This is a genomic window from Methyloversatilis sp. S146-33, from assembly GCF_059552495.1.
In genome coordinates this window covers 55,700-79,562 of record NZ_JCANOT010000042.1, presented here as the reverse complement: position 1 = coordinate 79,562, position 23,863 = coordinate 55,700, and the positions used below count along the sequence as shown (strand labels likewise).

At 62.5% G+C, this 23,863-nt stretch carries 23 protein-coding genes, 1 tRNA gene and 1 pseudogene; 6 read left to right on the top strand and 19 right to left on the bottom strand.

Going from position 1 to position 23,863, the window contains the following annotated elements:
- Window positions 1–7 precede the first annotated feature (7 nt).
- From dnaG to AC51BJ_RS18470, 3 genes are all read left to right on the top strand, one after another.
- Window positions 8–1,777 (top strand): DNA primase, encoded by a 1,770-nt coding sequence (gene dnaG / locus AC51BJ_RS18480; RefSeq protein WP_496281197.1) that lies wholly within the window; start codon window positions 8–10, stop codon window positions 1,775–1,777.
- A gap of 181 nt (window positions 1,778–1,958) precedes the next feature.
- Complete coding sequence (rpoD, locus tag AC51BJ_RS18475) at window positions 1,959–3,980, top strand: RNA polymerase sigma factor RpoD (RefSeq protein ID WP_496281196.1); 2,022 nt, start codon at window positions 1,959–1,961, stop codon at window positions 3,978–3,980.
- Window positions 3,981–4,037: 57 nt separating this feature from the next.
- Entirely contained in the window at window positions 4,038–4,469 is a 432-nt protein-coding gene (locus AC51BJ_RS18470) for a CBS domain-containing protein (RefSeq protein ID WP_496281195.1), read from the top strand.
- Window positions 4,470–4,508: 39 nt separating this feature from the next.
- On the opposite strand, the gene AC51BJ_RS18465 is transcribed toward AC51BJ_RS18470, so the two are convergent.
- Window positions 4,509–5,669, bottom strand: a complete 1,161-nt coding sequence (locus AC51BJ_RS18465) for an alkaline phosphatase family protein (RefSeq protein ID WP_496281194.1) — start codon at window positions 5,667–5,669, stop codon at window positions 4,509–4,511.
- 76 nt (window positions 5,670–5,745) lie between these two features.
- Between AC51BJ_RS18465 and AC51BJ_RS18460 the strand changes: the two genes are divergently transcribed.
- Window positions 5,746–5,824: transfer RNA gene (locus AC51BJ_RS18460), tRNA-Ile, on the top strand.
- Window positions 5,825–6,295: 471 nt separating this feature from the next.
- The gene (locus tag AC51BJ_RS18455; RefSeq protein WP_496281193.1) at window positions 6,296–7,252 is read left to right on the top strand and encodes a hypothetical protein; all 957 of its coding nucleotides are present in this window, start codon (window positions 6,296–6,298) and stop codon (window positions 7,250–7,252) included.
- Between the two features lie 18 nt (window positions 7,253–7,270).
- Here the strand turns inward: AC51BJ_RS18455 and AC51BJ_RS18450 are convergent, their stop codons facing one another.
- The gene (locus tag AC51BJ_RS18450) at window positions 7,271–7,918 is read right to left on the bottom strand and encodes an SOS response-associated peptidase (protein ID WP_496281192.1); all 648 of its coding nucleotides are present in this window, start codon (window positions 7,916–7,918) and stop codon (window positions 7,271–7,273) included.
- A 391-nt stretch (window positions 7,919–8,309) separates the two neighbouring features.
- Between AC51BJ_RS18450 and AC51BJ_RS18445 the strand changes: the two genes are divergently transcribed.
- Window positions 8,310–8,792 (top strand): thermonuclease family protein, encoded by a 483-nt coding sequence (locus AC51BJ_RS18445; RefSeq protein ID WP_496281191.1) that lies wholly within the window; start codon window positions 8,310–8,312, stop codon window positions 8,790–8,792.
- Window positions 8,793–8,844: 52 nt separating this feature from the next.
- Here AC51BJ_RS18445 and AC51BJ_RS18440 read toward each other — a convergent pair whose 3' ends face one another.
- The 17 genes and pseudogenes from AC51BJ_RS18440 to AC51BJ_RS18360 form a co-directional block, all read right to left on the bottom strand.
- Window positions 8,845–9,390 carry a hypothetical protein gene (locus AC51BJ_RS18440; RefSeq protein WP_496281190.1) on the bottom strand — a complete coding sequence of 182 codons (546 nt, stop codon included), beginning with the start codon at window positions 9,388–9,390 and terminating at the stop codon, window positions 8,845–8,847.
- Window positions 9,391–9,395: 5 nt separating this feature from the next.
- On the bottom strand, window positions 9,396–9,878 hold the full coding sequence (locus AC51BJ_RS18435) for a helix-turn-helix transcriptional regulator (RefSeq protein WP_496281189.1): 483 nt from the start codon (window positions 9,876–9,878) through the stop codon (window positions 9,396–9,398).
- Window positions 9,879–9,892: 14 nt separating this feature from the next.
- Window positions 9,893–10,402, bottom strand: a complete 510-nt coding sequence (locus AC51BJ_RS18430; protein ID WP_496281188.1) for a hypothetical protein — start codon at window positions 10,400–10,402, stop codon at window positions 9,893–9,895.
- 56 nt (window positions 10,403–10,458) lie between these two features.
- A complete protein-coding gene (locus AC51BJ_RS18425; protein ID WP_496281187.1) occupies window positions 10,459–10,692 on the bottom strand; it encodes a helix-turn-helix domain-containing protein in 234 nt (77 codons plus the stop codon).
- Between the two features lie 498 nt (window positions 10,693–11,190).
- A complete protein-coding gene (locus tag AC51BJ_RS18420) occupies window positions 11,191–11,460 on the bottom strand; it encodes a hypothetical protein (protein WP_496281186.1) in 270 nt (89 codons plus the stop codon).
- Window positions 11,457–11,675, bottom strand: coding sequence for a transcriptional coactivator p15/PC4 family protein (locus AC51BJ_RS18415; RefSeq protein WP_496281185.1), 219 nt, complete (start codon window positions 11,673–11,675; stop codon window positions 11,457–11,459). The genes AC51BJ_RS18420 and AC51BJ_RS18415 overlap by 4 nt, the downstream gene beginning before the upstream one ends.
- Window positions 11,676–11,711: 36 nt before the next feature.
- Complete coding sequence (locus AC51BJ_RS18410; RefSeq protein WP_496281184.1) at window positions 11,712–14,546, bottom strand: hypothetical protein; 2,835 nt, start codon at window positions 14,544–14,546, stop codon at window positions 11,712–11,714.
- Window positions 14,543–15,475 (bottom strand): hypothetical protein, encoded by a 933-nt coding sequence (locus AC51BJ_RS18405; RefSeq protein ID WP_496281183.1) that lies wholly within the window; start codon window positions 15,473–15,475, stop codon window positions 14,543–14,545. Before AC51BJ_RS18405 ends, AC51BJ_RS18410 begins: the two co-directional genes overlap by 4 nt.
- Window positions 15,462–17,042, bottom strand: coding sequence for a hypothetical protein (locus AC51BJ_RS18400; protein ID WP_496281182.1), 1,581 nt, complete (start codon window positions 17,040–17,042; stop codon window positions 15,462–15,464). The genes AC51BJ_RS18405 and AC51BJ_RS18400 overlap by 14 nt, the downstream gene beginning before the upstream one ends.
- Window positions 17,043–17,045: 3 nt before the next feature.
- The gene (locus AC51BJ_RS18395; protein ID WP_496281181.1) at window positions 17,046–17,564 is read right to left on the bottom strand and encodes a hypothetical protein; all 519 of its coding nucleotides are present in this window, start codon (window positions 17,562–17,564) and stop codon (window positions 17,046–17,048) included.
- 182 nt (window positions 17,565–17,746) lie between these two features.
- Entirely contained in the window at window positions 17,747–19,246 is a 1,500-nt protein-coding gene (locus AC51BJ_RS18390; protein ID WP_496281253.1) for an AAA family ATPase, read from the bottom strand.
- 282 nt (window positions 19,247–19,528) lie between these two features.
- Window positions 19,529–19,765 (bottom strand): annotated as a pseudogene (locus AC51BJ_RS18385) (PriCT-2 domain-containing protein); the annotation flags it as partial.
- Window positions 19,766–20,396: 631 nt separating this feature from the next.
- A complete protein-coding gene (locus AC51BJ_RS18380) occupies window positions 20,397–20,984 on the bottom strand; it encodes a hypothetical protein (protein ID WP_496281180.1) in 588 nt (195 codons plus the stop codon).
- A gap of 67 nt (window positions 20,985–21,051) precedes the next feature.
- Window positions 21,052–21,534 carry a hypothetical protein gene (locus tag AC51BJ_RS18375; RefSeq protein WP_496281179.1) on the bottom strand — a complete coding sequence of 161 codons (483 nt, stop codon included), beginning with the start codon at window positions 21,532–21,534 and terminating at the stop codon, window positions 21,052–21,054.
- Window positions 21,524–21,871: a hypothetical protein gene (locus AC51BJ_RS18370; RefSeq protein ID WP_496281178.1), complete on the bottom strand. Its 348-nt coding sequence runs from the start codon at window positions 21,869–21,871 to the stop codon at window positions 21,524–21,526. The genes AC51BJ_RS18375 and AC51BJ_RS18370 overlap by 11 nt, the downstream gene beginning before the upstream one ends.
- 141 nt (window positions 21,872–22,012) lie before the next feature.
- Window positions 22,013–22,297: a hypothetical protein gene (locus AC51BJ_RS18365; protein WP_496281177.1), complete on the bottom strand. Its 285-nt coding sequence runs from the start codon at window positions 22,295–22,297 to the stop codon at window positions 22,013–22,015.
- Window positions 22,298–22,444: 147 nt separating this feature from the next.
- Window positions 22,445–23,836, bottom strand: a complete 1,392-nt coding sequence (locus AC51BJ_RS18360) for a tyrosine-type recombinase/integrase (protein ID WP_496281176.1) — start codon at window positions 23,834–23,836, stop codon at window positions 22,445–22,447.
- Between the last annotated feature and the right edge of the window lie 27 nt (window positions 23,837–23,863).

The following is a 23,863-nucleotide window of genomic DNA, read 5'->3' as shown; positions in this document are numbered from 1 at the left end:
CGGCGGGATGATCCCGCAGTCCTTCATCCAGGAACTGCTCAACCGCGTCGACATCGTCGACGTGGTTGAGCGCTACGTCCCGCTGAACAAGGCCGGCGCCAACTACCAGGCCTGCTGTCCCTTCCACAGCGAGAAGACCCCCTCCTTCACGGTCAGTCCGGCCAAGCAGTTCTACCACTGCTTCGGCTGCGGCGCGCACGGCAGCGCCATCGGCTTCCTGATGGAATATTCCGGACTGAGCTATCCCGACGCCATCGAGGAACTGGCGCGCAACGCCGGTATGACCGTGCCGCGCGAAGACTTCACGCCGGAAATGGCGCAGCGCCGCAAGCAGGCGGCGTCGCTGACCGAGGTGATGGCGCGCGCCGCACAGCATTACAAGCAGCAGTTGAAAAAGAGCACGCGCGCGATCGAATACCTGAAGGGCCGCGGGCTTTCGGGCGAGATCGCCGCCCGCTTCGGCATCGGCTACGCACCGGACGACTGGCAGGGCCTGCGCGAAGCCTTCGACGATTACGAAGCGTCAGCGCTGGCCGAATGCGGCCTGGTGATCGACGCCGAGCCGTCGGAAGGCCAGAGCAAGGGCCGACGCTACGACCGCTTCCGCGACCGCGTGATGTTTCCCATCCTCGACGCGCGGAACAACGTGATCGGTTTCGGCGGCCGCGTGCTCGACCGCGGCGAGCCGAAGTACCTGAACTCCCCGGAAACGCCGCTGTTTTCGAAAGGCCGCGAACTGTACGGCCTGACGCAGGCTCGCGCGGCGATCCGCGACGACGGCTTCGTGCTGGTGGTCGAGGGCTATATGGACGTGGTGGCGCTGGCCCAGTTCGGCGTCGGCAACGCGGTCGCCACACTGGGTACGGCGACCACCCCTGACCACATCCACAAGCTGTTCCGCCAGACCGACCGCATCGTGTTCTGCTTCGACGGCGACCGCGCCGGTCGCAAGGCCGCGTGGCGCGGCCTCGAATCGGCGCTGTCGGAACTGAGCGACGGGCGCAGCGCATCCTTCCTCTTCCTGCCGACCGAGCACGACCCGGACAGCTTCGTCCGCGAACAGGGTGCAGACCGCTTCCGTCAGCTCGCGCTGTCGGCGCAACCGCTCAGCGAATACCTGCTGCACGAACTGCAGTCGCGCTGCGACACGCGCAGCGCCGAAGGGCGCGCCCAGTTCATCAACGAAGCCAAGCCGCTGGTGACGCAGATTCCTGCCGGTGCGTTACGCACCCAGCTGCTGCACCTGCTGGCGCCGGCAGTCGGGCTGTCGGCGCAGGAGCTGGCCGAAGCCTGCGGCCTGCGCATGCCGCGCCGCACTGGCCGCTACAACGCGCCGCCGGCGCCAGCGGCACCGCGTGTCGCGCCGACGACGCCGGCACGCAAGCTGCTGTGCATGCTGATGCAGCGCCCCGCGCTCGGCAGCAAGGTCGGCCACCTGGAAGACATCGACGACGACCCCTGGCTGCGGGCGGTGCAGGCGATCGCCGACTGTATCGACCATGGCGACGTCGATGCTGGCAACACGGCCGCACTGGTCGAGTACTTCAGGGACGGCCCGCACGGACCGTTGATCGAGAACGCGGTCGCCGCCGCGATCGACGACCCGGCTGACGAGGGCGCGCTGACGCACATGTTCGACGACACGCTGCAGCATCTGCGGAAGACGGGAATTTCCCGCGCAATCAATCATCTGACGATGCTCGGTCGTCAGGCGCCACTGACCGCAGAGCAACAGGCCGAACTCGGCCGTCTGCTCAGGGAGAAGGCGCGGACTTGAAAGACGAGAAGCCAACCCCTAAAACGGGTATAATGACGGGTTTTCCCTGTCGACCGCTTACATAGGTCGGGCTCATTGCCGGCCCGGTACGACGGGGTCCTGTGCGCAGGCGGACGGCAATCCGGTGAGGGTTTTGCCTTGCCGGGTTCGCCGCTGGTTACACGCAGATCTGAGGATATACATGGTCGCCAAGGACAAGTCGAAGGATACACGCAAGCAGGCTGAAGTCGCAGAAAAGCCTGTTGCAGCCGCAAAGCCCGTCACCGCCCGCGGTGCAAAGGCCGCCAAAGACGCCAAAGCCAAGGATCTGAAAGCGAAGGCGGGTTCCGCCGAAGCGAACGCCCTGCCGATGGACGCCGATCAGCGTCGCCTGCGTCTGAAGACGCTGATTGCGCTGGGCAAGGAACGCGGTTACCTCACCTACGCCGAAATCAACGATCACCTGCCGGACGACATCGTCGACGCCGAGCAGATCGAATCCATCATTTCGACCTTCAACGACATGGGCATCCGTGTCTTCGACGAAGCACCCGCTTCCGAAGACCTGCTCATGGGCGAGAACGCGCCGGCCGTGGTCGACGCGTCGGAAGTCGAAGAGGAAGCCGAACAGGCGCTGTCGACGGTCGAATCCGAATTCGGTCGCACGACCGATCCGGTGCGCATGTACATGCGTGAAATGGGCACGGTCGAACTGCTGACGCGCGAGGGCGAGATCGAGATCGCCAAGCGCATCGAGGACGGCCTGCGCCACATGATCCAGGCGATTTCCGCCTGCCCGACGACCATTGCCGAAATCCTCGACATGGCCGATCGCGTCGCGCGCGAAGAGATGCGCATCGACGAACTGATCGACGGCCTGATCGACCCGAACGCGGTCGAGGAAGAGGAAGAAGCGGCCGCCAGCGCCGAAGCGGCCGACGAAGAGGACGAGGACAGCGACGAAGAGGACGAGGACGGCGAAGGCGGCGCGATGAGCGCATCGCTGATCCAGCTCAAGGCCGATGCGCTGGAGCGCTTCGAAAGCATCCGCGCGCTGTACACCAAGATGCAGTCCACGCTGGACAAGAAGGGCTCGCAGGACAAGACCTATCTGAAGCTGCAGAAGCAGCTGTCGGACGAGCTGATGAACATCCGCTTCACCGCGCGCATGATCGAGAAGCTGTGCGACTCGGTGCGCAACATGGTGGAGTCGGCGCGCAAGCACGAGCGCAAGATCCTCGAACTGTGCGTGGACAAGGGCAATATGCCGCGCGCCCACTTCATCAAGGTGTTCCCGGGCAACGAGGTCAATATCGACTGGCTGAAGGGCGAAATCACCGCCGCCAAGTCGAATGGCGCGCAGCTGCTGCGTGCCGCCCCGGCCATCATCGAGGAACAGGGCAAGCTGATCGACATCCAGGACCGCATCGGCCTGCCGCTGAAGGAACTGAAGGACATCAACAAGCAGATGTCCACCGGCGAAGCCAAGATGCGCCGTGCCAAGCGCGAGATGACCGAGGCCAACCTGCGTCTGGTGATCTCGATCGCGAAGAAGTACACCAACCGCGGCCTGCAGTTCCTCGACCTGATCCAGGAAGGCAATATCGGCCTGATGAAGGCGGTGGACAAGTTCGAATACCGTCGCGGCTACAAATTCTCGACCTACGCGACCTGGTGGATCCGTCAGGCCATCACGCGTTCGATCGCCGATCAGGCGCGCACCATCCGCATTCCGGTGCACATGATCGAAACGATCAACAAGATGAACCGCATTTCGCGTCAGATCCTGCAGGAAACCGGTGCCGAGCCGGATCCGGCGACGCTGGCCATCCGCATGGAAATGCCGGAAGAGAAGATCCGCAAGATCCTGAAGATCAGCAAGGAGCCGATCTCGATGGAAACGCCGATCGGCGACGACGACGATTCCCATCTGGGCGACTTCATCGAGGACACCGCGACGCTGGCACCGACCGACGCCGCCCTGTTCGCCAGCCTGCGCGACATCACGAAGGAAGTGCTGGACAGCCTGACGCCGAGGGAAGCCAAGGTGCTGCGCATGCGTTTCGGCATCGAAATGAACACCGACCACACGCTGGAAGAGGTCGGCAAGCAGTTCGACGTGACGCGCGAGCGCATCCGCCAGATCGAAGCGAAGGCGCTGCGCAAGCTGCGTCACCCGTCGCGCAGCGAAAAACTGCGCAGCTTCCTCGACACGGAAACCTGATTTTCGTGTGAAACTTGAGCGACCCCATCGTCACGGAAAACAACAGGGAGGCCTACCGTGAAGACCATCGCTCAGGTGATTGAAAGCAAGCAGGGTCCGATCGCGACTGTCGAAGCGGACAACACGGTCATCAGCGCGCTGCGCGTGATGGCCAATCGCGGCATCGGTGCCGTGCTGGTGACCGACAACGGTGCGCTGGCCGGCATCTTTTCCGAGCGCGACTATGCACGCAAGGTCGTGCTGCAGGGCAAGGACTCCGCCACCACGCCGGTGCGCGACATCATGACCAGCAAGCTCATCCACGTGACGCCGGACATGACGGTCGACCAGGCGATGCAGCTGATGAGCGACAAGCGCATCCGTCACCTGCCGGTGCTGGACACCGCAGGTTCGCTGGTCGGCGTCATCTCCATCGGTGACATGGTCAAGGAAACGATCGAGTACCAGCAGTTCCTGATCAAGCAGCTCGAAAGCTACATCGCGAGCTGATCTTCACGGCGGGAGCGCGAACGCGCTCCCGTACGTCTTTCAGAGCACCTTCCCCACCAGCGGCACCGTCATTTCCGCTTTGCTTGTGCCCCCATGCACGCCGATCAGCCGGTGCAGACGTTCGCCCGGTACGGTGTCGCGCAAGGTCCAGTCCGCCCTCATTTCCAGCGTGTAGTCACCAATCCGCTCAAGCAGGCGCGGATGCGGCTCGCCCGGGCCGAAACGCCCTGCTGCGACGAGATCGCTCGATCGCCACGGGATGCAGGTGCTGTCCAGAGCCTGCAGCGCGCGTTCGAAATCGCGCGCCCGCCCGGGTTTGAGGTGACAGAACACGGCGCGCCGTTCGCCCGACAGCGGGCCGGCGAGACAGTCGGCCAGCGACGGCAGCTGCTCGAGTTCGATCAGATGCTCCGTGGGCGCATCGATGAAGCCGTGATCCGCGGTCACCAGCAACTGCACGTCGCACCCTGCCATGCCTGCTGCCCAGTCGGCCAGCGCGGCATCGGCCACGCGCAGCAGCTCGCGCGCACTGTCGGAAGCGCAGCCGCGCACATGGGCACAATGGTCGAAGTCCGGCCAGTAAGCGTAGATGTAGCCAGGCGGCGACGGTGCGCGCAGCGCGCCCGTCAATGCGGCGAGCATGCATTCGAGTCCGGCATAGGCGACAACCTCGGCGCCAGCACTGTGCAGCGTATTGAATGGCGAATGCGCAATGTCGGCGGGCGAAATCACCTGCGACGCACCCGGCAGCGACGCGAACACGGACGGCGCCCGGCACACGCGCGCCAGCACCTCCTCCTGCGAACAGAGCAGATCGCCGTCGCCACGTGGTGTGACCGGCAGGATGGCCAGCACTCGGCCATCCAGGCCCGGTTCGGTACAGCGCAGGTGCCAGCCGGTCAGCCCATGCACCGCGGGCGACCGGGCTGTCATGAAAGTGGTGATGGCCGCCGCGGTGGTCGACGGGAACACGGAAGTCAGCTTCGTCATGCAGTGCCGGCGCAGGAAGCTGTCCTCGGGCAGCAGTTCGAGCTGCTTCATGCCGACGCCGTCGAGCACCAGCAACACGACGCTGCGCGCGGAACGCCAGGCTGACGCGTCCACATCGCGCAACCCCGCGCCGGCACGCTGGCCGCCGCATGCGCGCAGCACATCCTGCATCAGGTCGACGATCGACCCACCTTCGAAATCCGGCCACATCGTCCGGCACCCTCCTCCGAAACCCGCTCCGCAGGCCCCGATACGGCGCCCCTTTGCTATAGTACCGCTCCCTTCCGGGCCTCTAGCTCATGCTTGGTTAGAGCAGCGGACTCATAATCCGTTGGTGCTGGGTTCGACTCCCAGGGGGCCCACCATACATTTCAATCACTTAAGCAACCAACTTGGGGCTGCGGATTGCACGCGTGGCCGTCATGTAGCCACCATGTAGCCGATAGCGGGCACTTGATGGCCTGACCACGTAAGGTGAGCACGCCTAAATTTTGTAACGGTCGGTTGTGACTTGCTTCGCTCCATGTACGATCGTCGAGGCATAGAATTTTCTTGGGGATTTCTGTCTAACCCCTTGAGAAAGCCCATCAGCGTAATGGGTTTAACGGAGGAACATCTATGAACACTCGCCTGAGAAGCTTATTGAGCGGGAAGCCTGCGTTTAAGAAGGCTGCTGGGCTTCGGTTTCATGTCTCTAGCGCCGGCGCTCTATCTATCGAGCCAGAAAGCATCCTTGAAACGCAGGAAGGTAAAGCCCAGCTTGCTGCTCTGCGCAAACTAAGTTCTTCTGCGTCTCCTGAGACAAATATCGTTAAGCGTCGCAAGATCTAACCGGCTTGGATCTAGCAGCTTTACTTCTTCAGTCTTTCCTGGCCGGCTATCTTTACGCCAACTTTCTCGAGCTTTCGAAGTATCACGCAGTCAGGGAGTCAGACCAGCGCGTAATTTTCCGTGCTGGTTTTTATGGCTTCGTACTGTTCTTTGCCGCGCTGCTTCTTCGTTTCACCTCCCTCCAACTCTTTGAGCCATACGCAGCCTTTGACCGCATCTTGGTTGATTGGACTCTGCCTCTTCTAAAGGACATCGACGAGAATTCTTCCCGAGCACGCGCCGTTCAACGCGCAGAACTTGTCGTGATTTCTTTCTTGTCCATCCCAATGGGCGCTTTACTTCCTGTGGTAATTAACCCAATTGTCAAGTTTTTGATCCCGGCCGCGCTTGAGCGTGTCATACAAAAAATAGACGAGCTGGAAGGTTTCTTAAATAGAGTCGCTTTTGAAGCAATGCCGGTTATGCTTTCTTTGAGCAACGGGCAGGTTTATGTTGGATTTATTCTCAAGACCCCAGATCCAGAAGCGGCGGAAAAAGTTGTGTCAATCATGCCACTCATGAGCGGCATGAGGCGAGAAAGTGGGCGCGTGGAGTTTTCAACTAACTACAGCCCAATATATGAACATCTTGGCGCTTCAAACAAGAAGCGCGTGGATGGAGTGGAACTGGACCCTGAGGACTTTGAGATTGTAATCAGAATGTCAGTGTTGATTTCCGCCCGACTATTCGACTTAAATACCTACGCGCTAATTCAAAAGAACGAGTTAAAGCTAAATCAATCCTCAGCACCTCCCTCCCCTGTCGCTGATCCTAAGAATGCGGACTCGATCAATCCGCGGAGGTATCGCCCGTTAAGACCGCCCCCCAAACGCCGCACGACGAACCAAGCCCAAGACGGAAGAAGGCTTACAGCTAATCGAAAATCACCTTCATTTGGTTTCCGTGCGCGCGGCACAAACTGAGGCGCATTAGTTTCAAGACTAGAACCGCTCGATGGGAGTCTTATGCTCTCTCGGCGCCGGCTCGGCCGTGAGCCGCTCTGCCGGGTACGGACGCATCCAGCCCAGAGTTTGGTCGGGCGGACTCGCCAGCCAAGCGTCGTAGTCATCCGGGTCGAGAATCACCACCATCCGTTTCTCGTCGGACGGCTTGTGCATGCGACCCATGATCGCGTGACTGGCGGCGTTGATCGTCAGCATGCTGAACGAGTGCTCGACGCGCCCATCGCGCTCGCGGCTCTCCCACAGACCAGCGATGCCCAAGGGCTCGCCGTCACGGTGTCGGATCCCCCAGCGCGTCGGCTTGGCCTCATCGCTCTCATAGTGAAATTCGAAGATGGTGTCGGCTGGGACGATGCAGAACTGAGCGCGACGCCACGCATTGCGGAAACTCGGCTTGCTGCTGGCCGTCTCGCTGCGCGCGTTGTAGGTACTGCGCGCCAGTTCCGGCTTGGCCCAGCTAGGCAATAAACCGAAGGTAGCCAGAACACCAACGTCTGGATGGTCGTTTGCAAGGATCGGCGCCGAGTAACCCGGGAAACTTTCGCGCTTGAACTCACCAGCTGGAAAGGTCGCGCGGAATGCAGACTCCCATGCGGCTTGCGTTGATGGAGTGAAGTTGGCGCACATATCGATTGGTCAGGTCGGGAGGCCTTTAGTATCCGGACGCGGCGCACTGCCATCAATCCCGTTCCCTTGGCGCTGGCGGTGCTATTTGCTCCCTGTGTGCGTCTGCTCTGGCAAGAGCGCGACGGATAGCACAAGCGCGCGGGTCATTCGGGTGCAGCGTTCTCGCGATTTGGTAGAGCGTCGCGTACATCGTTGGGGCTGCTGCAATCAGAGACCCGACATCAGGGCTCAGTCCTGACGCTATTATCTGGCGGTCATGCGCCATAACCACGTTCTGCAGACTGCCCGCATGACTGTGGAAGTACCACGGCGCAGCCCTCGACCATCTCCGATACCACTTCTCGCTGGTCGCCACGGAACTACTAGAACGAAACGAAGGAACATGAACTGTATGGATATACAGCCATTGGCGCAACGCCTATTGGCTGGTGCGGCTCTCACTGTCATATCCCTTGGAAGCCAAGGCGCAGCGCTAAATGGCGAGGTCGTCGCGGTCTCCGACGGCGACACCATCACGGTGCGCCCAGACGGTGGCGAGCAGTTGCGAGTGCGCGTGGCGGAGATAGACGCACCAGAGAGCCGGCAGCCGTTCGGCGCCGCCTCCAAACAGTCGCTGTCCGACCTGTGCTTCCGTGAGCGCGCCGAGATACGCCGCCAGAAGACCGACCGATACGGCCGGACGGTGGCCCGCGTGACATGTCGCGGTGAGGACGCCAGCGCACACCAGGTGCGCAGCGGTATGGCTTGGGTGTTTGACCGCTACGTCAGCGACCGTAGCCTCTACCAACTGCAGGATGAGGCACGCGCCACCGGCCGTGGCCTGTGGTCTGAGCCGGCACCGGTGCGGCCGTGGGAGTGGAGGCGAAAGCCGTAACCGAACAAGAAAAAGCCCGCGCTGGGCGGGCTTTGGAACGTTGCACGGACGGCTATCCTTCCTGTGGGCTCTTCTTCTTGCTTCTTGTCGCTTTTGCGGGAGCTGCCGGTCGGACAGGGGTCGCGAGTCCAGCATCTTCCGGTTTGGCGGCGGGCTGCTCTGGACTGTAGCCACGGAACGAGTACGGTGGAATCATTGCGGCCCCTACCTTGTGCCGGCCGGTCACTGTCAGTATCTGTTCGCGCACCGCGCTGTAAAGTATTGACGCGCCATTGACTGCAACCAACTTCCTTCGCTCAGCCACGTCGCCGTCGTGCTCAATACGGAAGAATCCTTCGATCTGGGTTGAAATGCGGTACGGAAATTTCGAGCCCTCTTCAGGCTCGACCGCAACAGTCAGCCGAACTGCAAAATCCTTGCAGTCCTTGGAGCCGGCTGTCTGGCCTAGCTGGAGTTCAACCTTTAATTCCTTCTCATCATCCACAGGCGGGTAAGACATAGCCTCATCTTCCGGCGCTGCTGTGATTGCCCAAGGTTCCAGAGCCACGATGAGCCACAAGAAGTGGCTGTGCTGCAACTGAAGGGGTGCGAGGCTCATCGGTGTCAGGCAGCCGCGGCGAATTTGTCGTACTTCGCTTGATTGCTCGCTTCCTTGCGCGCTTTCGGGGCGAAAGCAAACAAATCGACTGGCTCGAAGAAATTAGAGCGGTGGGCCTGTCGAATTGCGGCCTTCACGCTTTCAATTGCCTGCATCGCTTCTTGCACTTGGCGACCAAGATCTTCAATCCGCCTCTGCGTAACTACCTTCTGCACCCAGGGTTGCATGGAGCACTTAGTGCCGGGCTCGCGGAAGACGACGTCGAACTCCATGCCTGCGGCACGCGCAATCTCGCCGATCGAGTCAATCGTAAGGTTGCTCGATCCGGATAGTTTCCTGCTCAGGGTGGGGGCGCTGATCTTGAGCTTCTCCGCGATCTCGGCCTGGGTTCGTCCAGACTGGGCGATCAGGACTTTCAGATCAGCGGCGACTGCGGCCCGTGCCGCCTCCACCTTGTAGGAGTCAGACGAACGAACCTTGGCAAACACCCTATCTAGTCTGCTCATAACTTTTTGTACTCTAAGATTTTCAACGTGCCGTTATCGCGATGCTCTTGCAGGGTCTGAAGGTGTTGACCGACTGTTTCAACCCACGTTCGCCGTGTTTTGTCACACCTCTTTTCTACGACGTTACCGAACAAAACGACCCTGCCCTCACCGGTGTAGCACCAGAGCACCCTGAGGTCCTTGTACCTGAACTGCCATACCGTATGCTCCTTGCGAACCCTCTTCCCTCGGGCGTTTTTCTGGAAGATGGTTACCGTCCCTACGTTGTGGCACACCCTGTCGTCATCAACGATCGTCTCGATCGACTTGCAAGGTGACGCAGCACAAAGCTTCTTGAAGTGAAGCAACCACGCGAAAAACTGTTCCTGTAGGCCTTCACCAAGTGCCTCAACGGTGTCGAGGAACACGCAACTCTCACCATCCTCGTCCTCGCTCAGTGCGTAGCACTTCCAGCAGTCCGCCGCGCACTCTGGCTCTTCAGGGTGCTGGATGGGGATAAGAAACATGCGAAATTAGCTTAAAAGGTAAGTTATCTTTTTGCTGTGCACTATGCAACCAGTGCTTACATATTGCGCTCAATCTTCGCGAGCACGTTAAGGGCCTTGTCGTCGAGCAGTCCATCAGCGAACGCCAGCACCAGCAACGCCACCGGACGGGGTAGTGGCCGTCCGTTCTCGTAGCGACTCCCGCCGGATTGGGTGACGCCGAAGCGTGACCAGAACTCGGACTGCGTCTCGCCCCGGCTCTCTCGGTACGCGACCAGGTCCTCCAGCGGAGATGAGTGACGCCTTCCCATAAGTGACAGGCTCGTGTTTGGGGATCGAGCTGTGTACCACAGTTTGTCATATCCAAGCGCCCATGCCGCCGCCGGAATCATCCATCTGGATGACCGGTGAACAACTTTCGGCATATGCTCACGGAAGACGAAGCAGCGCGGTCCCGGCTCGAGATGAGGTCAGCGCCGGAAGTCGAAGTCAGAGATTCGCGGTAGCTGCTCGCGGCTCTTGCCCATGCGCTCGCACCAAAGGGCAATCAGCCGCTCTCCGTCGGCGTGTTTGGGCTCTGCGCCGGACTTCCAACCCTGGATCGTTGTGCGGGCAATGCCCAGGCTGTCCGCAAAGGCGCGCGTCGAGTACCCAGCCCGATTAAGGTCGGCCAAAAGCCGAAACCAATCCACACCGCGGTGTTCTGTGTTGCCCATGTCGGCGGATTGTGGTGCCCCGCCGCAAGCTCTTGCAACTGCTTTCCCTTACATGTAAAAGCGCGGGCGCAAGGCCTCTCCTGCGGCTTGCAGTCACTCAATCCGCTTCAGGTTCGCCAGCTTCTCGCGGAGCATCGCGCGCATTTCCCGGCGCCGCTTCCTCTCTTCTTCGTCATGATCGGCGAGCAGAACGTCCAGGTCCTCGCCATTCGCGATCCGCTTCAGCGCCTCGACAGTCAGCGCGGCCTGCAACAGACGATAGCGCTGGCTGTAGCCAACTTTCCCCCCGATTCTCGCCTCGGCGTTCGCCAGTCGATTGATGCGTGCCCGATGCGCCTGAGTCAGTATCCCTTGATCCGTCATACCGCCCCCCGAAGTGCGGCGATCAATTCCGGGAGCTTCTCGGCGGAGAACGTGAAGCCCTTTCTGCTGGGCACGAACTCGGCGCCGCCGATGGGAATGAACCACAGGCGCATATCGACGACACGTCGGCCCTTCCACGTGCTTGCCGATACGCGGACCTCCGCGGTCTCGGTCTTCGGCAGCCTCGCAATCACCTCCCGCTCAGCTTTGGCCATTGCGCACCCCTTCCTGTTTGGTTGAAGTCATGGCCCTCACCTCATGTGCAACGGCACGGGAATGGTGCCCTTGGTCTTGGGGCTCTCGACTTCCAGCATCGCGAACTCCTCGACTTCGGGATGTGCCTCCATCAGTTCGGCGAGCGCATCGCGCCGAGCATCCGTAAAGGCGCCGCGAATCATCCGAGCCCGCTCGCCCTCCGGACCTTCCGGCAGACTGTCCCATCCGTCCGACGCGACCAGGGCCTCGACGGCTTGCTTCGCCAGCCTGCCGACCGCCTGGCGGTAGTCGTGATACAGCCACCCCGTCTTGTCGATTGCGTTCAGATCAACCGCAACACTTGTCCCGGCGCCCAGCTCGACAGACACGACGTTGCGCGGGCGGTCGATGCCGATCCGGTTGCGGATCAGCTCCTGCGCCGCGGGATCCTGCTTCGCCGTGCTGACCATCACCGGCGAGAGCGGCCCGGTCTCCATCATCACCGGCTCGCCCCACACATCGAGCTTTGGCGGGACTTCATCCGACAGGCCCGGAGTGCGGGCCTTCATCATTTGGATGGTCATCTCGAGCGCATCCTTTCCGCGCACAGGTTCGCGCACGACGTCATCGCCCGTCTGGCGCAGGAAATTGACCCAGGCCGGATTGAAGCTCGCCGCTTGGCCGGCCATCCAGCTGGTGACCTTCTTCTCGTTGTCGGGGTCACCGACGGTGTCGAGCAAAGTGGAAAGACCCTGCAGATAGGTCTTGTTCGCCAGCGTGTTGGCAAAGCCCATCACCACGGCACCGGCGACCGCTTCGTTCTCTTGGTCATCGGTGCTGTACTTGATGATGTCGACCGCGTCAGCCGCCGCGCCAACGATGGCACCCATCGGGTCAAGCCGGTTGTACTGGACGTACTGCCCATCCACCAGAACCGCATAGGGCTTCCAGCCTGCTGCTTCCATGGTCGCCCGCACTCTTCGGTCACTCGGTCCGCCGCCGGTAATCCGGCCGGATGCCGCTTCGGATGCCACCAGCGCGGAAACGGTCGAGCCCAAGCCCATGCGCGCGAGGGCGAGGTCGCGCCGTGCCCCGCCGGCGGCCACGTCCTCCCGGAAAGTCCGCAGCGTCGGTGCGAGTGGCGTGCGCTCGAGCGTGTATTCAGCGATGCGTGTCGGAGTGCGCACGAACGGCAGGACGAAGCGGCCAAGCGGAAGGCTGGCTATCTTCTGCCCCGACTGGCCGAGAGCCGACAGCCAGTTCTCCCCCTGCAGGTCGCGGGTGAAGGTGTTGTAACGGGCCGCGTCTTCCGCGCTGATGTGCATGTCCTCCGGCGGGTCATTCACCAGCTCGAATACCCGGCGGTCGAAGTCCGGGCCGGACAGCCCTTCGCGCACCGCCTGGCGGTACGCCTGCGCGTGTAGCTCCTGCCGGTACCCAATCGCCTTGAACAGTTCATCCTCCGCCGCCAGCGCGCGGCCAGGCATCCGGACGTAGTACTCGCCCACCAGATCAACAGCCCGTCCCATCGGTGACTGCTCATCCATCCCGAAGTTGGCTGCAGTGACCGCCTTGCGCTGCTGGTTCTCGATTTTCGCGATGGGGTCGGACGGCTCGCCTGTCTTGAGCGTGCGCGCCATTGCCCGGAGCCCGTCCTTGAAGCCCGCGAGAGCGCCGTAGAGCATCGCACCGGCCTCGCCCGGCTCCACGCCCTCTGCAGCACCGAAAGCCGTCTGTGCGACCTTCCTGCCCGCACCAGCGACGAATCTTTCCGGCGCCTGCATCAGTGCGGTCAGGCTGTTCGAGACGATATTCACCACATGGGTCTTCGGGCCAGACAGCAGCCCATTGATCCATACCTCGGTGATCGCGTCATTCGTGCGGGCAAGCGCACCCTTCCGCGTGACTTGCGCCAGCTTGGCCGGGTCGCCGCCGGTATCCAGGATCAGTTCCGCCATCTTCCGCGCGCCATCCTCGCCGCCGAACTGGTCCAGCGTCTCCAGAATCTGGCGCGAGCGCAGGCGGCCAGCCGGCACTGCAGGTGTGCGCATGATCTGCAGCGCGCGGCCGGCCTCCGCGGCTGCTCCCTGCAACTGCTTTTGCACCGCGTCGTGGCGTGCCAGGAGCTGACGGAACTCCAGCATGTCCGCCGGCGTGGCGCTCGCTCCCTTGACGTGCTCCGCGGCCTTCATGATGCGACTGCCCAGCTCAAGCAGGATGTCGCGGCCGGCGGTCAGTTGGGCCGCGTTCCATGCCTGCCCCGGTTTCCTTCCGATCAAGTCCTCGACGCCATACTCGGCCGACTCCGAGCGCGTTTGCCCGTTGCTCACCGTGCCGCGTCGCGCGTCCAGGTTGCCGCCTGCGGTGGCCGCCCTCTCGTCGATCAGGCGCTTGATGTCGTCAGTCGTGTGCAGCTTGTCGGCCCGGAAGTTGCGATCCGGCGTGCGCCCCGGCTCCACCGGCTGCATGACCGGTTGTTCCATGGCGCCGAGCGCACTGCGTGCCTCGTCCTCGGTGACGGCAGGCACTTGGCGTTCCATCACTCCCTGCTTGATCTGTTCGAGGGTTTTCGGCTTGGGCGACTCCGGGGGTACGGACGGCGGCATCTTCGGCGGTTCCGGCGGAACGCTGGCCGGGGGTGCGGCATTGGCCGCATCCTCCGCCGTGTCCGCGGACCGGCGTAGCGCCCCGCCAATCTTCCCGACGACGCCCTTGAGGCCCGACGCCAGACCCGCCACCTGCACCGAATCCTCGATCAGTTCGGTGCCATCCGGCGAGACTTCAGGCTCTGGCGCCGGCGTCTCCTCCGGCTTGGCGGGAGGGTTCAGAATTGCGCTCACGAAGTCGACCGCTTCGGAATTGTCTGCTTGGCTTCCGGGTATCTGGATCATTCCGTCATTCCTTTGTCGGTTTCGATGTTCGCCGGAGCGGCAGACGCTGCTGCAACTGCTGCCTTCGGTGTCTTTCTGACGACGGCGCGCATGGCTTTCGGGACGGCGCCCAGCCCCATGAACTCGCCGATGGTTTCGTATGGCCCTGCTGTCTTGGCGCGGACCCGGTCCGAGGAGACAGCTGGGAGCGCCTTCTGCATGTCCTCGGTGGTAGGTATGACCTGTCCGCCTTCGCTCCCGGAGAGCATGCGGACCAAGCTTTCGATGTCGCCAGGGAGGCCCATGGTCGCCGCGGTCGCTCCCTTCAATGCGCCGGCCAGCATGTCGAGCAGCCCCGTCCCGGCGTCGGTCAGCGTTTCGCCGGCATTCACAGGTTGATTGCCGGATCGCCCACGCGAACCCATAGCCATCTGCACGGGTTCCGGGTCGCGCTGGCTGTCGAACCACGCCGACAGGCTGCGGCGCTCCGCGGGCGTCAGCTCCGCCCCCTCGCCGTCGAGCACGCGGCCCAGTGCTGCCAGCGGGGTGTCCGGCACGCCGTCTCCGTCGAGGTCGCCCCCATCGGAAAGCACACGGTCTTCCAGCGAGACACGCGACTCGACGCGTCGGCCGGTCGCCACGTCCAGACCCTCGAGAACGAGGCGCCCAGGCTTGAAGTAGCGAGGCGGCAGCGGCAGACGGCCTTGTTCGTCCGGCTTCGGATAGACCCCTTCGGACAGCATCCGACCGTAGTCGTAGTCGTCGGGACTGGGGACCGTGTCGCCCAAGCCCAAACCGCGCAGCCAGTCGGAGGCCATCGCGGCGTGCTGCGCCTGCTGCTCGTCGGAGCGCCGCCGCTCCTCGTCCTGCTCGAACTGCCCGGCGTCACTTCGAACGTATGCGCGCTTTTCGAACGCGCGCAGCAGGTCGCGCTCTTCACTGTCCAGCATTCTGCTCACCCTCCAACCGGATTACCTGGTCGAAGCGCTGCTTGTACTGCGCCTCGGTGATCATTCCCTTCTGCTTCTGCTCGAGCAGTTGCCGCTTGGTTGCAGCAGCGTCCAGCTTGCCGGCCGACTGGATCGCCCAGGATGGAAGCGGGCGGCGCGGCCGCATGATGTCGTGGTTGTCCTTCTTGAACTTCTCCCAGAAGGCCATCGGGTCGTCTCGGTTCTTCAAGAGCGCGTCAAGCGCGTGCTGCTCCCTCTGGGCAACGCGGGACTGTGCGTCCCTTCCGATGGCTGCATCCTTCGCTGCCTTGAAGGCGCCCTTCATCAGCTGCTCGACCTCGCTCCGGTCGCGGTCCCTGCGTGCGCGCTGCTCGTTTGTTTCGATGCGCATATCGGTCGCGGACATGCGGCCTTCGGAGCGCATCTCGCGCTGATACCCTTCAATGTCATTGATGAGCATGCGCGCGGTATCCCGCGACAGCGCAGGCTTGCCGAAGGCCTTTGTCGTCGAGTCGTAACCGGTCATCAGATTCGTCACGCGATCGCGCAGCCGGCCCAGCGCCTGCCCGTTTCGGTAGTTCTGCAGAATCTCGCGCTGCAGGCCCCTGAACAGCTCGGGGTCGTCACCTCCTTCAACGTCACGACGCTGCGCAAGGTCCGGCAGCTTCATGAACGATTCGAAGTCATCAGCCGGCAGCTTGTCCTTGTAGTGGCGGACCTGGTCGAGCGTCAGCGTCCCGGAGAACGCCGCCTCGGTGAGCTCCTTCTTGATGTCTTCGCGCTGCTGGCGGACTGCTCGGTCCTGCTCCTCGTCCAGTTGCTTGATACGCGCGCTCACCATCTCGACCAACTGCCGGTTGTTGGCCTCGGACATCTTCGGGTTGAACTTGGACAACTGGCCACGCAGCTCATAGAGCCGCGGCACGCTGTTTGCACCTTGGATGTCCTCGTAGAGCCGGCCGTATTCGAGCAGCCCCTCCTGGCGCTGGCGTTCCTTGACGGCATCGGATGGATTCATGCTTCCGGTTGCCACCATGGCGCCAAGCACCTGCCCGATCCGGTTCAGCTTCTCGTCCGGCGGGACGTTCGCATCTGCCCGTGTGGCCTCGATCTCCAGCAGCATGCCGGCCTGCATCTGGTCGGCGCGCATCTTCTGCGCCTTCTCCACCAGCCGGCTGCGGTGGGTTTCACCGTAGGTTGTCAGGCTCTGCTTAATGACACGCTGAGCCTCTGCATTGCGCGTGCTCCCGGCCGCCTCTTGCAGGAGCTTCTGGCTGAACTTCTCGAAGTCCTGCAAGCCGCCATCCTGGCGCGGTTTGCCGTCCGGGCCAGTGGGGTTTGCATCAAGCTCCGAGAGGAAGCCATCCATGCGGCGCTTCGCGGCGATTGTGGCTGTGGTCGCATCCGCTATCGCCTCCTGCCGATATTCTTCTTTCGCCACTTCCTCCAGAGTGCCTGCAACTGCAGTGAGGCCGTCCGCGTTGCCGAACGCACCGGCGGGCGCACGCGGGGTAGGCGGCGGCTCTGCGACCTGAAAACCGAACCTTCCGAGGGGTATCTGTGCCATGTCTCACCACTCCAGCGAGCCAATCGGCGTTGTCGGACGCCACGGTTTGAACGGATCTACCTTCTCGACACCCTTCCATCCCTTCGCCACCTGATAGCCGCCGGCCAGCACGGACCCGGCAGCGCCCAGGTAGGACGCACTGCGCGCGTTCCGGCCGCTGATTCGCGAAAGCTCTGCCTGTGTGTCGAGCGCCGCGCCGCGGTACTTGCCGGTGATGATCTCGGTCAGCGCGTCCTCTTCAGCGTCACGGCCGATGGTCTGGTCGATAACCAGCGCCGAACCTTCACCCACTCGCACGCCAGAAGCCGCCAGTGCCGCCCGTGCGCTGGACTGCTGCATGCGGCCCATCTTGCGCACCTTGTCGGCCCGCACCGCGGCCGCGCTGCGCTCAGCCACTGCGTTCGCCTCGGCCTGCTTCGCCTCGTAGTTCGCCATCGCAGACGCCTGCCGCCCCTGCTGCAGCATGCTGTAGCCCTGCATCACCGTCGAAGCGATCAGCATCGGCATTGCAAATGCACCCATAGTCGTTTCTCCCTCAAGTTGAATGGCTGGTAGCGACCAGCGACAGACGACACATCCGGTTTGAATCACGTGTGCTGAAACGAACCGTCCCTTTCCCGTTTCCCACTCCCCTATAGGGAGAGTGGGAAAAACGGGAAAACCCGCGCCCCGCAACGGGAAAAAATGGGAAAAGCGGGAAACGCTCAGCGCAGCCATATCCACCCGTCCTCATGCTCGAAGTAGCCTTTGCCAATGACGTTCGTGATCGCCGCCTGCGCTCGCTCTCTTCTCCGTTTCGGGTCGACGGGGAGCGCCGGTGCCACAAGTTCGACGGCTGACTCCCAGCGAACGCACGGGCGGGTTGGCGGTGCTCCGGCTTGGCCTAAGGTTGAAGATTTCTTCAGCGCTTCGCAGATCACGTCGTAGGCTTTGCGCATGTTTCCCCCTGTCGGCGCCCGGGCTCGAATCACCTCTGCCGGGTCGCCCTGATCAGGCTCCACGACGCAGGAAGTAACGGGCTCGCCGTCCTCGGGGTCTTCGCCGATCTCCACGATGTCCAGCCGGAATGGGTGGGCCACGTCGTCAGCCCCGTCCTTGGACTTGGCAACCTTCCATTGCCTCACCGGTTCGCGCTGAACTTCGATCACGAAATCGAGCGCAGCAAATAGGCTGCTATGCCCGCGCATGCCCTTGGCGGTGTCCTTCCCGCTGTGGTGAATCAGGATCACGACTCCATCGACAGCAGCCTGCAGGCGCTTCGCCGCATCGATGATCCGGCCCATGTCTTCGCTGCTGTTCTCGTCAGCGCCCGGCGCTGCAGCGTTCAGCGTATCGATACACACAACCGCGCCGGCTCCTGCTGCAGACCGGATCGCACACGCAAGATCCGTTACGTCCTGATCCGACAGGATGCGAAGCGTTTGCCCAGTCATGAACTGCATTCGCCCGGGTAGTGCGCCGTTGCTAGCCAGCCATGCCTTTATGCGACCGGAGATTCCGCCTTCACCTTCAAGACCGACGTAGATCACGCCAGTGGGCCGCGCAATCCGGTGTCCGAACCAGTCTTTGTCACCCTTCGCGATGTGAGCCAGAAGATGCAACGCGAGGAATGTCTTCCCCGACGTACTCGGTCCGTAGATCGCACCTATACCGGCCTTCGGGAGGACGCCACGAACCACCCACCTCGGAAGCGGACGGGAAGCCAAGTCCGATGCGGATGAGAACCTGAAGCGCAGAGGAACCGTCTTCACCTCGTCCAGCAGATCGCGGACGACCTCTAGCCCCTCCGTGCCTGCGTAATCGTTCAAGTCGTAGTTCGGAGGCAGCTGATCGGGCAGCACGACCCATGCGGCCGGCATCCCGATCGCCCGCGCGATCTCCTCGGCTTGCAGCTCTGCTCCTCGATCAGGGCACAGGACGATTTGCAACGCGGGGAAGCGAGACCGCAGGCCTCGTGCGACGGTGATCAAGTTGCCTTTGCCGAAGCACGTCACGGCGGCGCGTCCGGTCGATTGGAATACCGTTGCAGCGGTCGCCACGCCCTCGCACAGATACGCCACTCCAGCAGCGAAGGCCACGTCGTCAGGCCTTCCGTCTATCGCGTCCTGATGTACAACCAGCGCACCGCCTGAGATACGGCATCCAGGCAGAGACAGCTTCGGAGATCCTGCGGCCGGGCTGACAAACTGAACGCCCTGCAGCATTCGCGTTTCGACATTCCAGATTGGAAGAGCGAGCCAGCCAGCGCACGACTCCCCGGCTATGCGCACTCCAGCCGGCGCTACGCGCAGCCCGTCCGGGGCCATACCCTTTCGAACGAGGTACGGGTGATCGGGGGGAGCATGAGAGCAACTGTTCCAGACCGCGGCCGGATCCTTGGAAGGCGCAGCGTGTGACGGTAGCGCCTGCAGTTTCGGCGGGCGTCCTGGCCCCTGATCTCTTCTCGTGATCTGATCAGTCCACCCCGCGTTTCGAGCTGCGGCGAATAAGGTGCCCGCCCCAATTCCGCCCTGTTTCAAGCTGCGCCAGACAGCTCGACAGTCAGCCTCGCTCTTGTAGTTTCCAGCACCAGAGCTCCATTCGTGCCAGTCCTCGAACGATAGGCCCGCTGCCCTGGCTGCCATCGCCAGGCGGACCCACTCTTCGCGTTCGACACCCGGGTCAAGGGCGTTGAGTGCGGACAAGGCGCGCTCGTGTTCTTGCGCAGAGCTCAGTTCAGGCATCACGGCTAAGCCTCTCCGCCCAGGCCTTGCAGGTTGCGCAGACTCCGGTCACTCGGCATGAGCAGGCAGCGCGCAAAGGAGAGTCCTGCGACTTAACTTGCGCCGTAGGCGTTGCCGTGAGTGTCGAAGGACTCCGTCCCAGGCCCTTGAAGCTCACCTCCCAGAAGCGGAGCGCAGCTTTCGCATCAACCTTCGTGCGCGTCATCGGAACAGCCTCAGCAGAGCGAGCGCGACACATGCGCCGGCCTCATCCCAGAGATGGCCGCGAGCGGCAGCGGAGCGGCGACGCTCCTCGAGCCAATACGTTGCCGTCCAAATCCAGCGTGAAAGAGCGCTCATCACGGCAACTCGATCAGGCTGCAGTTTTCTGAGGGACCTCTAGGCTTTCGCCGCGCAGCAGCTTCGCCGCGTCTTCAGCCGACCACAACAGGCGTCCGTTCGGAAGCTTCCTCGGAACGATCTGCATGTAGTCCCCACGGACGCAAAGCGCGTGACGAACGGTTTCCGGCCGAACACGGAGCGTGGCGGCGAATTCTGCAGTACTGAGGAATTGAGGTATTTGCATGGCATCCAATCCAAGTAAATTGGTGAATGCATGCTGAGTCCTCTAGGTGGAAACAAACAGGGTGGGTCAGTTTCCCTTTCGCTCCTTGCGCAGCTTCATGGCTTGGTAAGCCTTTCCTGCCGCAATCATGAAGCGCTGTACCTCGTCCTGTTCCTGCTGAGTGGCTGTCGACGGCAGATCCGACGCAGCCAAGTCTCGCAGCCAGTTCTTTACCGTCCTCTGATTCACGCCATACGCGCGCGCCACGACGTTCTCTGGTTTCGCCTGCAACAGAAGGCCACGGTCCGCCCACTGTAGATAGCGAACCGCGCGAGCCTTCAAGCGAGCTTCCAGTGGATCAACACGTTTGCCCGGGAACCTTGGGGCACGCAACAGTTCTGGTTCTATCCCGGCAATCAGCTGCTCGAAGGCGTAGATCAAGTCCTGCCGCATTTCGGTGGGGAGGTCGGCCTCACCACGTAGCGTTTCAAGAATTGCGCGTTGCATCTCAAGAATTGATTCCGGCGCGTACTCCGCGCCGGTGAGTCCATCGGCACCACGCTGGCCGCTCACATCCCAGCTACCGTCCTCTCGTTGGTGCGATCTCGGCTCGTACTCCGACGCTTTGGCATCGAGGTAACGAGCAAGTGGCACCTTGTATCTAGCCCGTTTCACGATGCCTCCTCGTCATCCTGGGTTCGCCCGCGCAGCGCCATCCGGTGATTGCAGAACAATTCTCAAGTCAAGCGCTTTGGTCGGACCAAAGGTCATCGTTCGCCGCAGCACGGTCGAGCCGAAAGGACGACCACTGCCGGATGTGCAGCAGCGCCTGTGCCCACTGCTCGGGAGACACCACACGCCACGACCTCTCCGGCTGAGGCCACAAGCGCTTTACTCGGAATCGCGCGATGTCCGGAAACCGATTGTCCGCTGGGTTCGGGTCGTTCGATGCTTCGTAGAGCACTGCAAAAGCAGGCAGCCGAGCGCGTCGCGCAAGGGCCGCTGTGACGGTTGCGGACTTGTGGTACTGCCCCACATCGCGGGCTGTCTCGATCAGCGCAAGGGGCTCGCGCGTATCCATGTCGTACTCGACGTACAGGATGCAATCGACGTCGATCATGCCGAGATTCTGGGCACGGTCGATGCCAACGTAGCGGCCGGCGGACCGGGGACGGTGCCAAGCGCTGTATGCAAGGTCGCGCTCACCGTATCGTTCAGCTTTCATGGTCGCCTCCGCCATCGGTGGCCGGCGCTTCGCTCGGGCTGCCGCTCTCGGTCGCCTTCGCTGCTTGGCGGCCTCCGCGCTTCAGCTGATAGACCAAGCGGGCAGAGTCGAGCCGTTCAGTCACTGCGGCGAGCCCTCGTTCCGCAATCGAGAGCAGCCGCAGCATAGCGACGTACTCGTCCTTCTCCTGCCACGCGCCGTCCGCCTCGAAGATGCTGCGAGCACCGCGAACAAGCGACGCTGCATCGAACAACTGTTCCCCAACTTCTGCTGCGAACCGCTGAAACTCCGGATGGACTGCGGCGGCTGCCGCCCCGGTAGACTGCTGAGTAGCCATGATGTGAAGCTCCATTTCACGTTGTGGTCAGGGGCTGCGCAGTGTTCCCGCACTGTGCGGCCCCGCTTCTGCCGGCGACCGGCCGGCGCGGGTACAAATAGGACGACAGCTGCTGAATTCGAACAACAGCGCGCCACGCGCTCAGCCGAGCATTGCCTTCAGCTCTTCGGTTTGGCTTGCCTCGCAATCAATGGCGCAGTTCGCGACGTCGACGAGAGTCTTGATGCGGTTATAGATGCAGCGCAGCGTATCGGCGATTTCCACGGCCTCCACATCGTCTTGTTGTGCAATGACCGGGACGTTGCGGGCAAGAGATTCGATTTCCCAAACCGCCTTGAGCGCGACCAATCGGCGCTCTGCCGACATGAAGATTCCGGCGTCCGACTTTTGGAGGTCTGGCGCGCTGCTATCCTTGGTGCTGTCCATGATGTGAAGCCCCTTTCACGTTGTGGTCGGCAGTCTGGGCGCCCACCGCCTAGACTGCCATCACCTGAAACCGTCAGGCGGCGGACCTGCCTTCACCCACGCACCCACCAAAGGGGGACATAGGTGAAGCCGTTGGCGCTACTTCATTCAGCTCCTCACAAGCCGAGGACGCCGCTTAGTCACTGACCCGGATTGCGCGATGCCGGCCTGTTCCAGGATCCAAGCTTCAATCTTCGTATGCCACATGCGCAGAAGGTCTAACGGCCGGCGGCGATAATGCTTCTCCGCGATGGCGGACGGCTTGTGCCCCATGATTTGCGCGACGATGCCGGTAGGCACTTCCACCCACTCAGACAGCGTGCCGAACGACCGGCGCAGACCGTGAAGCGTGAGAGGCGGCAGCCCTGCGGCGGCCAAAGCCTTGTTGTGAGCAATGCGCGGCTCCTGCAGCCGGCCGGATGCGGCTGCAGGACTGCCGAACACCCAGGGCAGCGCACGTTCTGCACGCTCCCGCGCGACAGCCTGATCCGGGCCGCGCAGCTTGAGCACCTTTCGGGCATCAGCATCGTTTCGCTGCTTCAGGTCGCGCAGAAGGCCGGCCACATAGGGAGTGAGCGGAATGGTTCGCTCACCCTCGACCTTGTCGCGGATGGTGAGGCTGTTCCACTGGAAATCGACATCATCCCAGCGAAGGCCGGCGAGTTCTTCACGGCGCGCACCGGTCAGCAGCAGCGCCTGGAGGTAAGCGGACTGAACCGGATTTGCGAGGGCACGCACCTGCTTGAACCAGAGGGGCAGCTGCTCCCGCTGCAGGCAATCATCCTTGGCGACCTTCTTCGGCAACTCGTCACGTGCCGCCCGGGTCTTGCAGGCATCCGCATGAACCAGCCCGGCAAACTCCTTCGTGCTGGCGCACCAGTTCAGGAAGGCGCGCAACATGCGGAAAGCAAGGGCGGCGTGCGTCGGCCGCCGCTCCGCCTCCGGCTTCAGCCAATCGCGCACGGCGTCGGCGTCGATGCGCTCAAGAGGTTGCGACAGCAGCCCCCGCAGGATGCCCGGCTGCGTTGTGTCGCCCTGGCCCTTCCTGCGACCACGAGTCTTGGGCTTGCCACCCTCGCCGACCACCGCAAGATGATCAGCAAGAGTTCGCGCGCCCCACTTCGACCGGCGGGCCTCGATGTACTCCGTCCAGGCGTCCAGCGCAGGGGATTCGGTGCGCCTTGCCTTCTCTCTCTTCGCCGCAATTGTCGCGAGCTTCTCCGCGCGTTCCTGCCGCGGGTCGATGCCCTGATCCACGAGGGTCTGAAGGCGCCGAGCTTCGGTGCGCGCGCTCTCGATGCTCCACGCCCGCACGTCGCCAATGGTTTGGCGAACCGTCTGCCGATGAAGCTTCGCTTCGAAGATGAACGACTTGGCCCCAGCGGCCGTTATGCGAACAGCAAGACGCGGCGCATCTGTGTCCCAGATGAAGGCCTGGCCCTTGCCCTCGGGGCAAGTTGCGGCGGAAATCCTCGGGTTAGTGAGTCGCTCGCGCTTCATCTCTGGCTACATACCGGGGCCTTGATG

What these genes read in the sequence shown, in the direction of transcription:
- AC51BJ_RS18375 (WP_496281179.1), bottom strand. Translation starts at nt 21,534, where the DNA reads ATGAAAGCTGAACGATACGGTGAGCGCGACCTTGCATACAGCGCTTGG.
- AC51BJ_RS18440 (WP_496281190.1), bottom strand. Translation starts at nt 9,390, where the DNA reads ATGAGCCTCGCACCCCTTCAGTTGCAGCACAGCCACTTCTTGTGGCTC.
- AC51BJ_RS18400 (WP_496281182.1), bottom strand. Translation starts at nt 17,042, where the DNA reads ATGGCACAGATACCCCTCGGAAGGTTCGGTTTTCAGGTCGCAGAGCCG.
- AC51BJ_RS18450 (WP_496281192.1), bottom strand. Translation starts at nt 7,918, where the DNA reads ATGTGCGCCAACTTCACTCCATCAACGCAAGCCGCATGGGAGTCTGCA.
- rpoD (WP_496281196.1), top strand. Translation starts at nt 1,959, where the DNA reads ATGGTCGCCAAGGACAAGTCGAAGGATACACGCAAGCAGGCTGAAGTC.
- AC51BJ_RS18420 (WP_496281186.1), bottom strand. Translation starts at nt 11,460, where the DNA reads ATGACGGATCAAGGGATACTGACTCAGGCGCATCGGGCACGCATCAAT.
- AC51BJ_RS18405 (WP_496281183.1), bottom strand. Translation starts at nt 15,475, where the DNA reads ATGCTGGACAGTGAAGAGCGCGACCTGCTGCGCGCGTTCGAAAAGCGC.
- AC51BJ_RS18395 (WP_496281181.1), bottom strand. Translation starts at nt 17,564, where the DNA reads ATGGGTGCATTTGCAATGCCGATGCTGATCGCTTCGACGGTGATGCAG.
- AC51BJ_RS18465 (WP_496281194.1), bottom strand. Translation starts at nt 5,669, where the DNA reads ATGTGGCCGGATTTCGAAGGTGGGTCGATCGTCGACCTGATGCAGGAT.
- AC51BJ_RS18410 (WP_496281184.1), bottom strand. Translation starts at nt 14,546, where the DNA reads ATGATCCAGATACCCGGAAGCCAAGCAGACAATTCCGAAGCGGTCGAC.
- AC51BJ_RS18370 (WP_496281178.1), bottom strand. Translation starts at nt 21,871, where the DNA reads ATGGCTACTCAGCAGTCTACCGGGGCGGCAGCCGCCGCAGTCCATCCG.
- AC51BJ_RS18425 (WP_496281187.1), bottom strand. Translation starts at nt 10,692, where the DNA reads ATGGGAAGGCGTCACTCATCTCCGCTGGAGGACCTGGTCGCGTACCGA.
- AC51BJ_RS18415 (WP_496281185.1), bottom strand. Translation starts at nt 11,675, where the DNA reads ATGGCCAAAGCTGAGCGGGAGGTGATTGCGAGGCTGCCGAAGACCGAG.
- AC51BJ_RS18445 (WP_496281191.1), top strand. Translation starts at nt 8,310, where the DNA reads ATGGATATACAGCCATTGGCGCAACGCCTATTGGCTGGTGCGGCTCTC.
- dnaG (WP_496281197.1), top strand. Translation starts at nt 8, where the DNA reads ATGATCCCGCAGTCCTTCATCCAGGAACTGCTCAACCGCGTCGACATC.
- AC51BJ_RS18390 (WP_496281253.1), bottom strand. Translation starts at nt 19,246, where the DNA reads ATGCTGCAGGGCGTTCAGTTTGTCAGCCCGGCCGCAGGATCTCCGAAG.
- AC51BJ_RS18365 (WP_496281177.1), bottom strand. Translation starts at nt 22,297, where the DNA reads ATGGACAGCACCAAGGATAGCAGCGCGCCAGACCTCCAAAAGTCGGAC.
- AC51BJ_RS18360 (WP_496281176.1), bottom strand. Translation starts at nt 23,836, where the DNA reads ATGAAGCGCGAGCGACTCACTAACCCGAGGATTTCCGCCGCAACTTGC.
- AC51BJ_RS18430 (WP_496281188.1), bottom strand. Translation starts at nt 10,402, where the DNA reads ATGTTTCTTATCCCCATCCAGCACCCTGAAGAGCCAGAGTGCGCGGCG.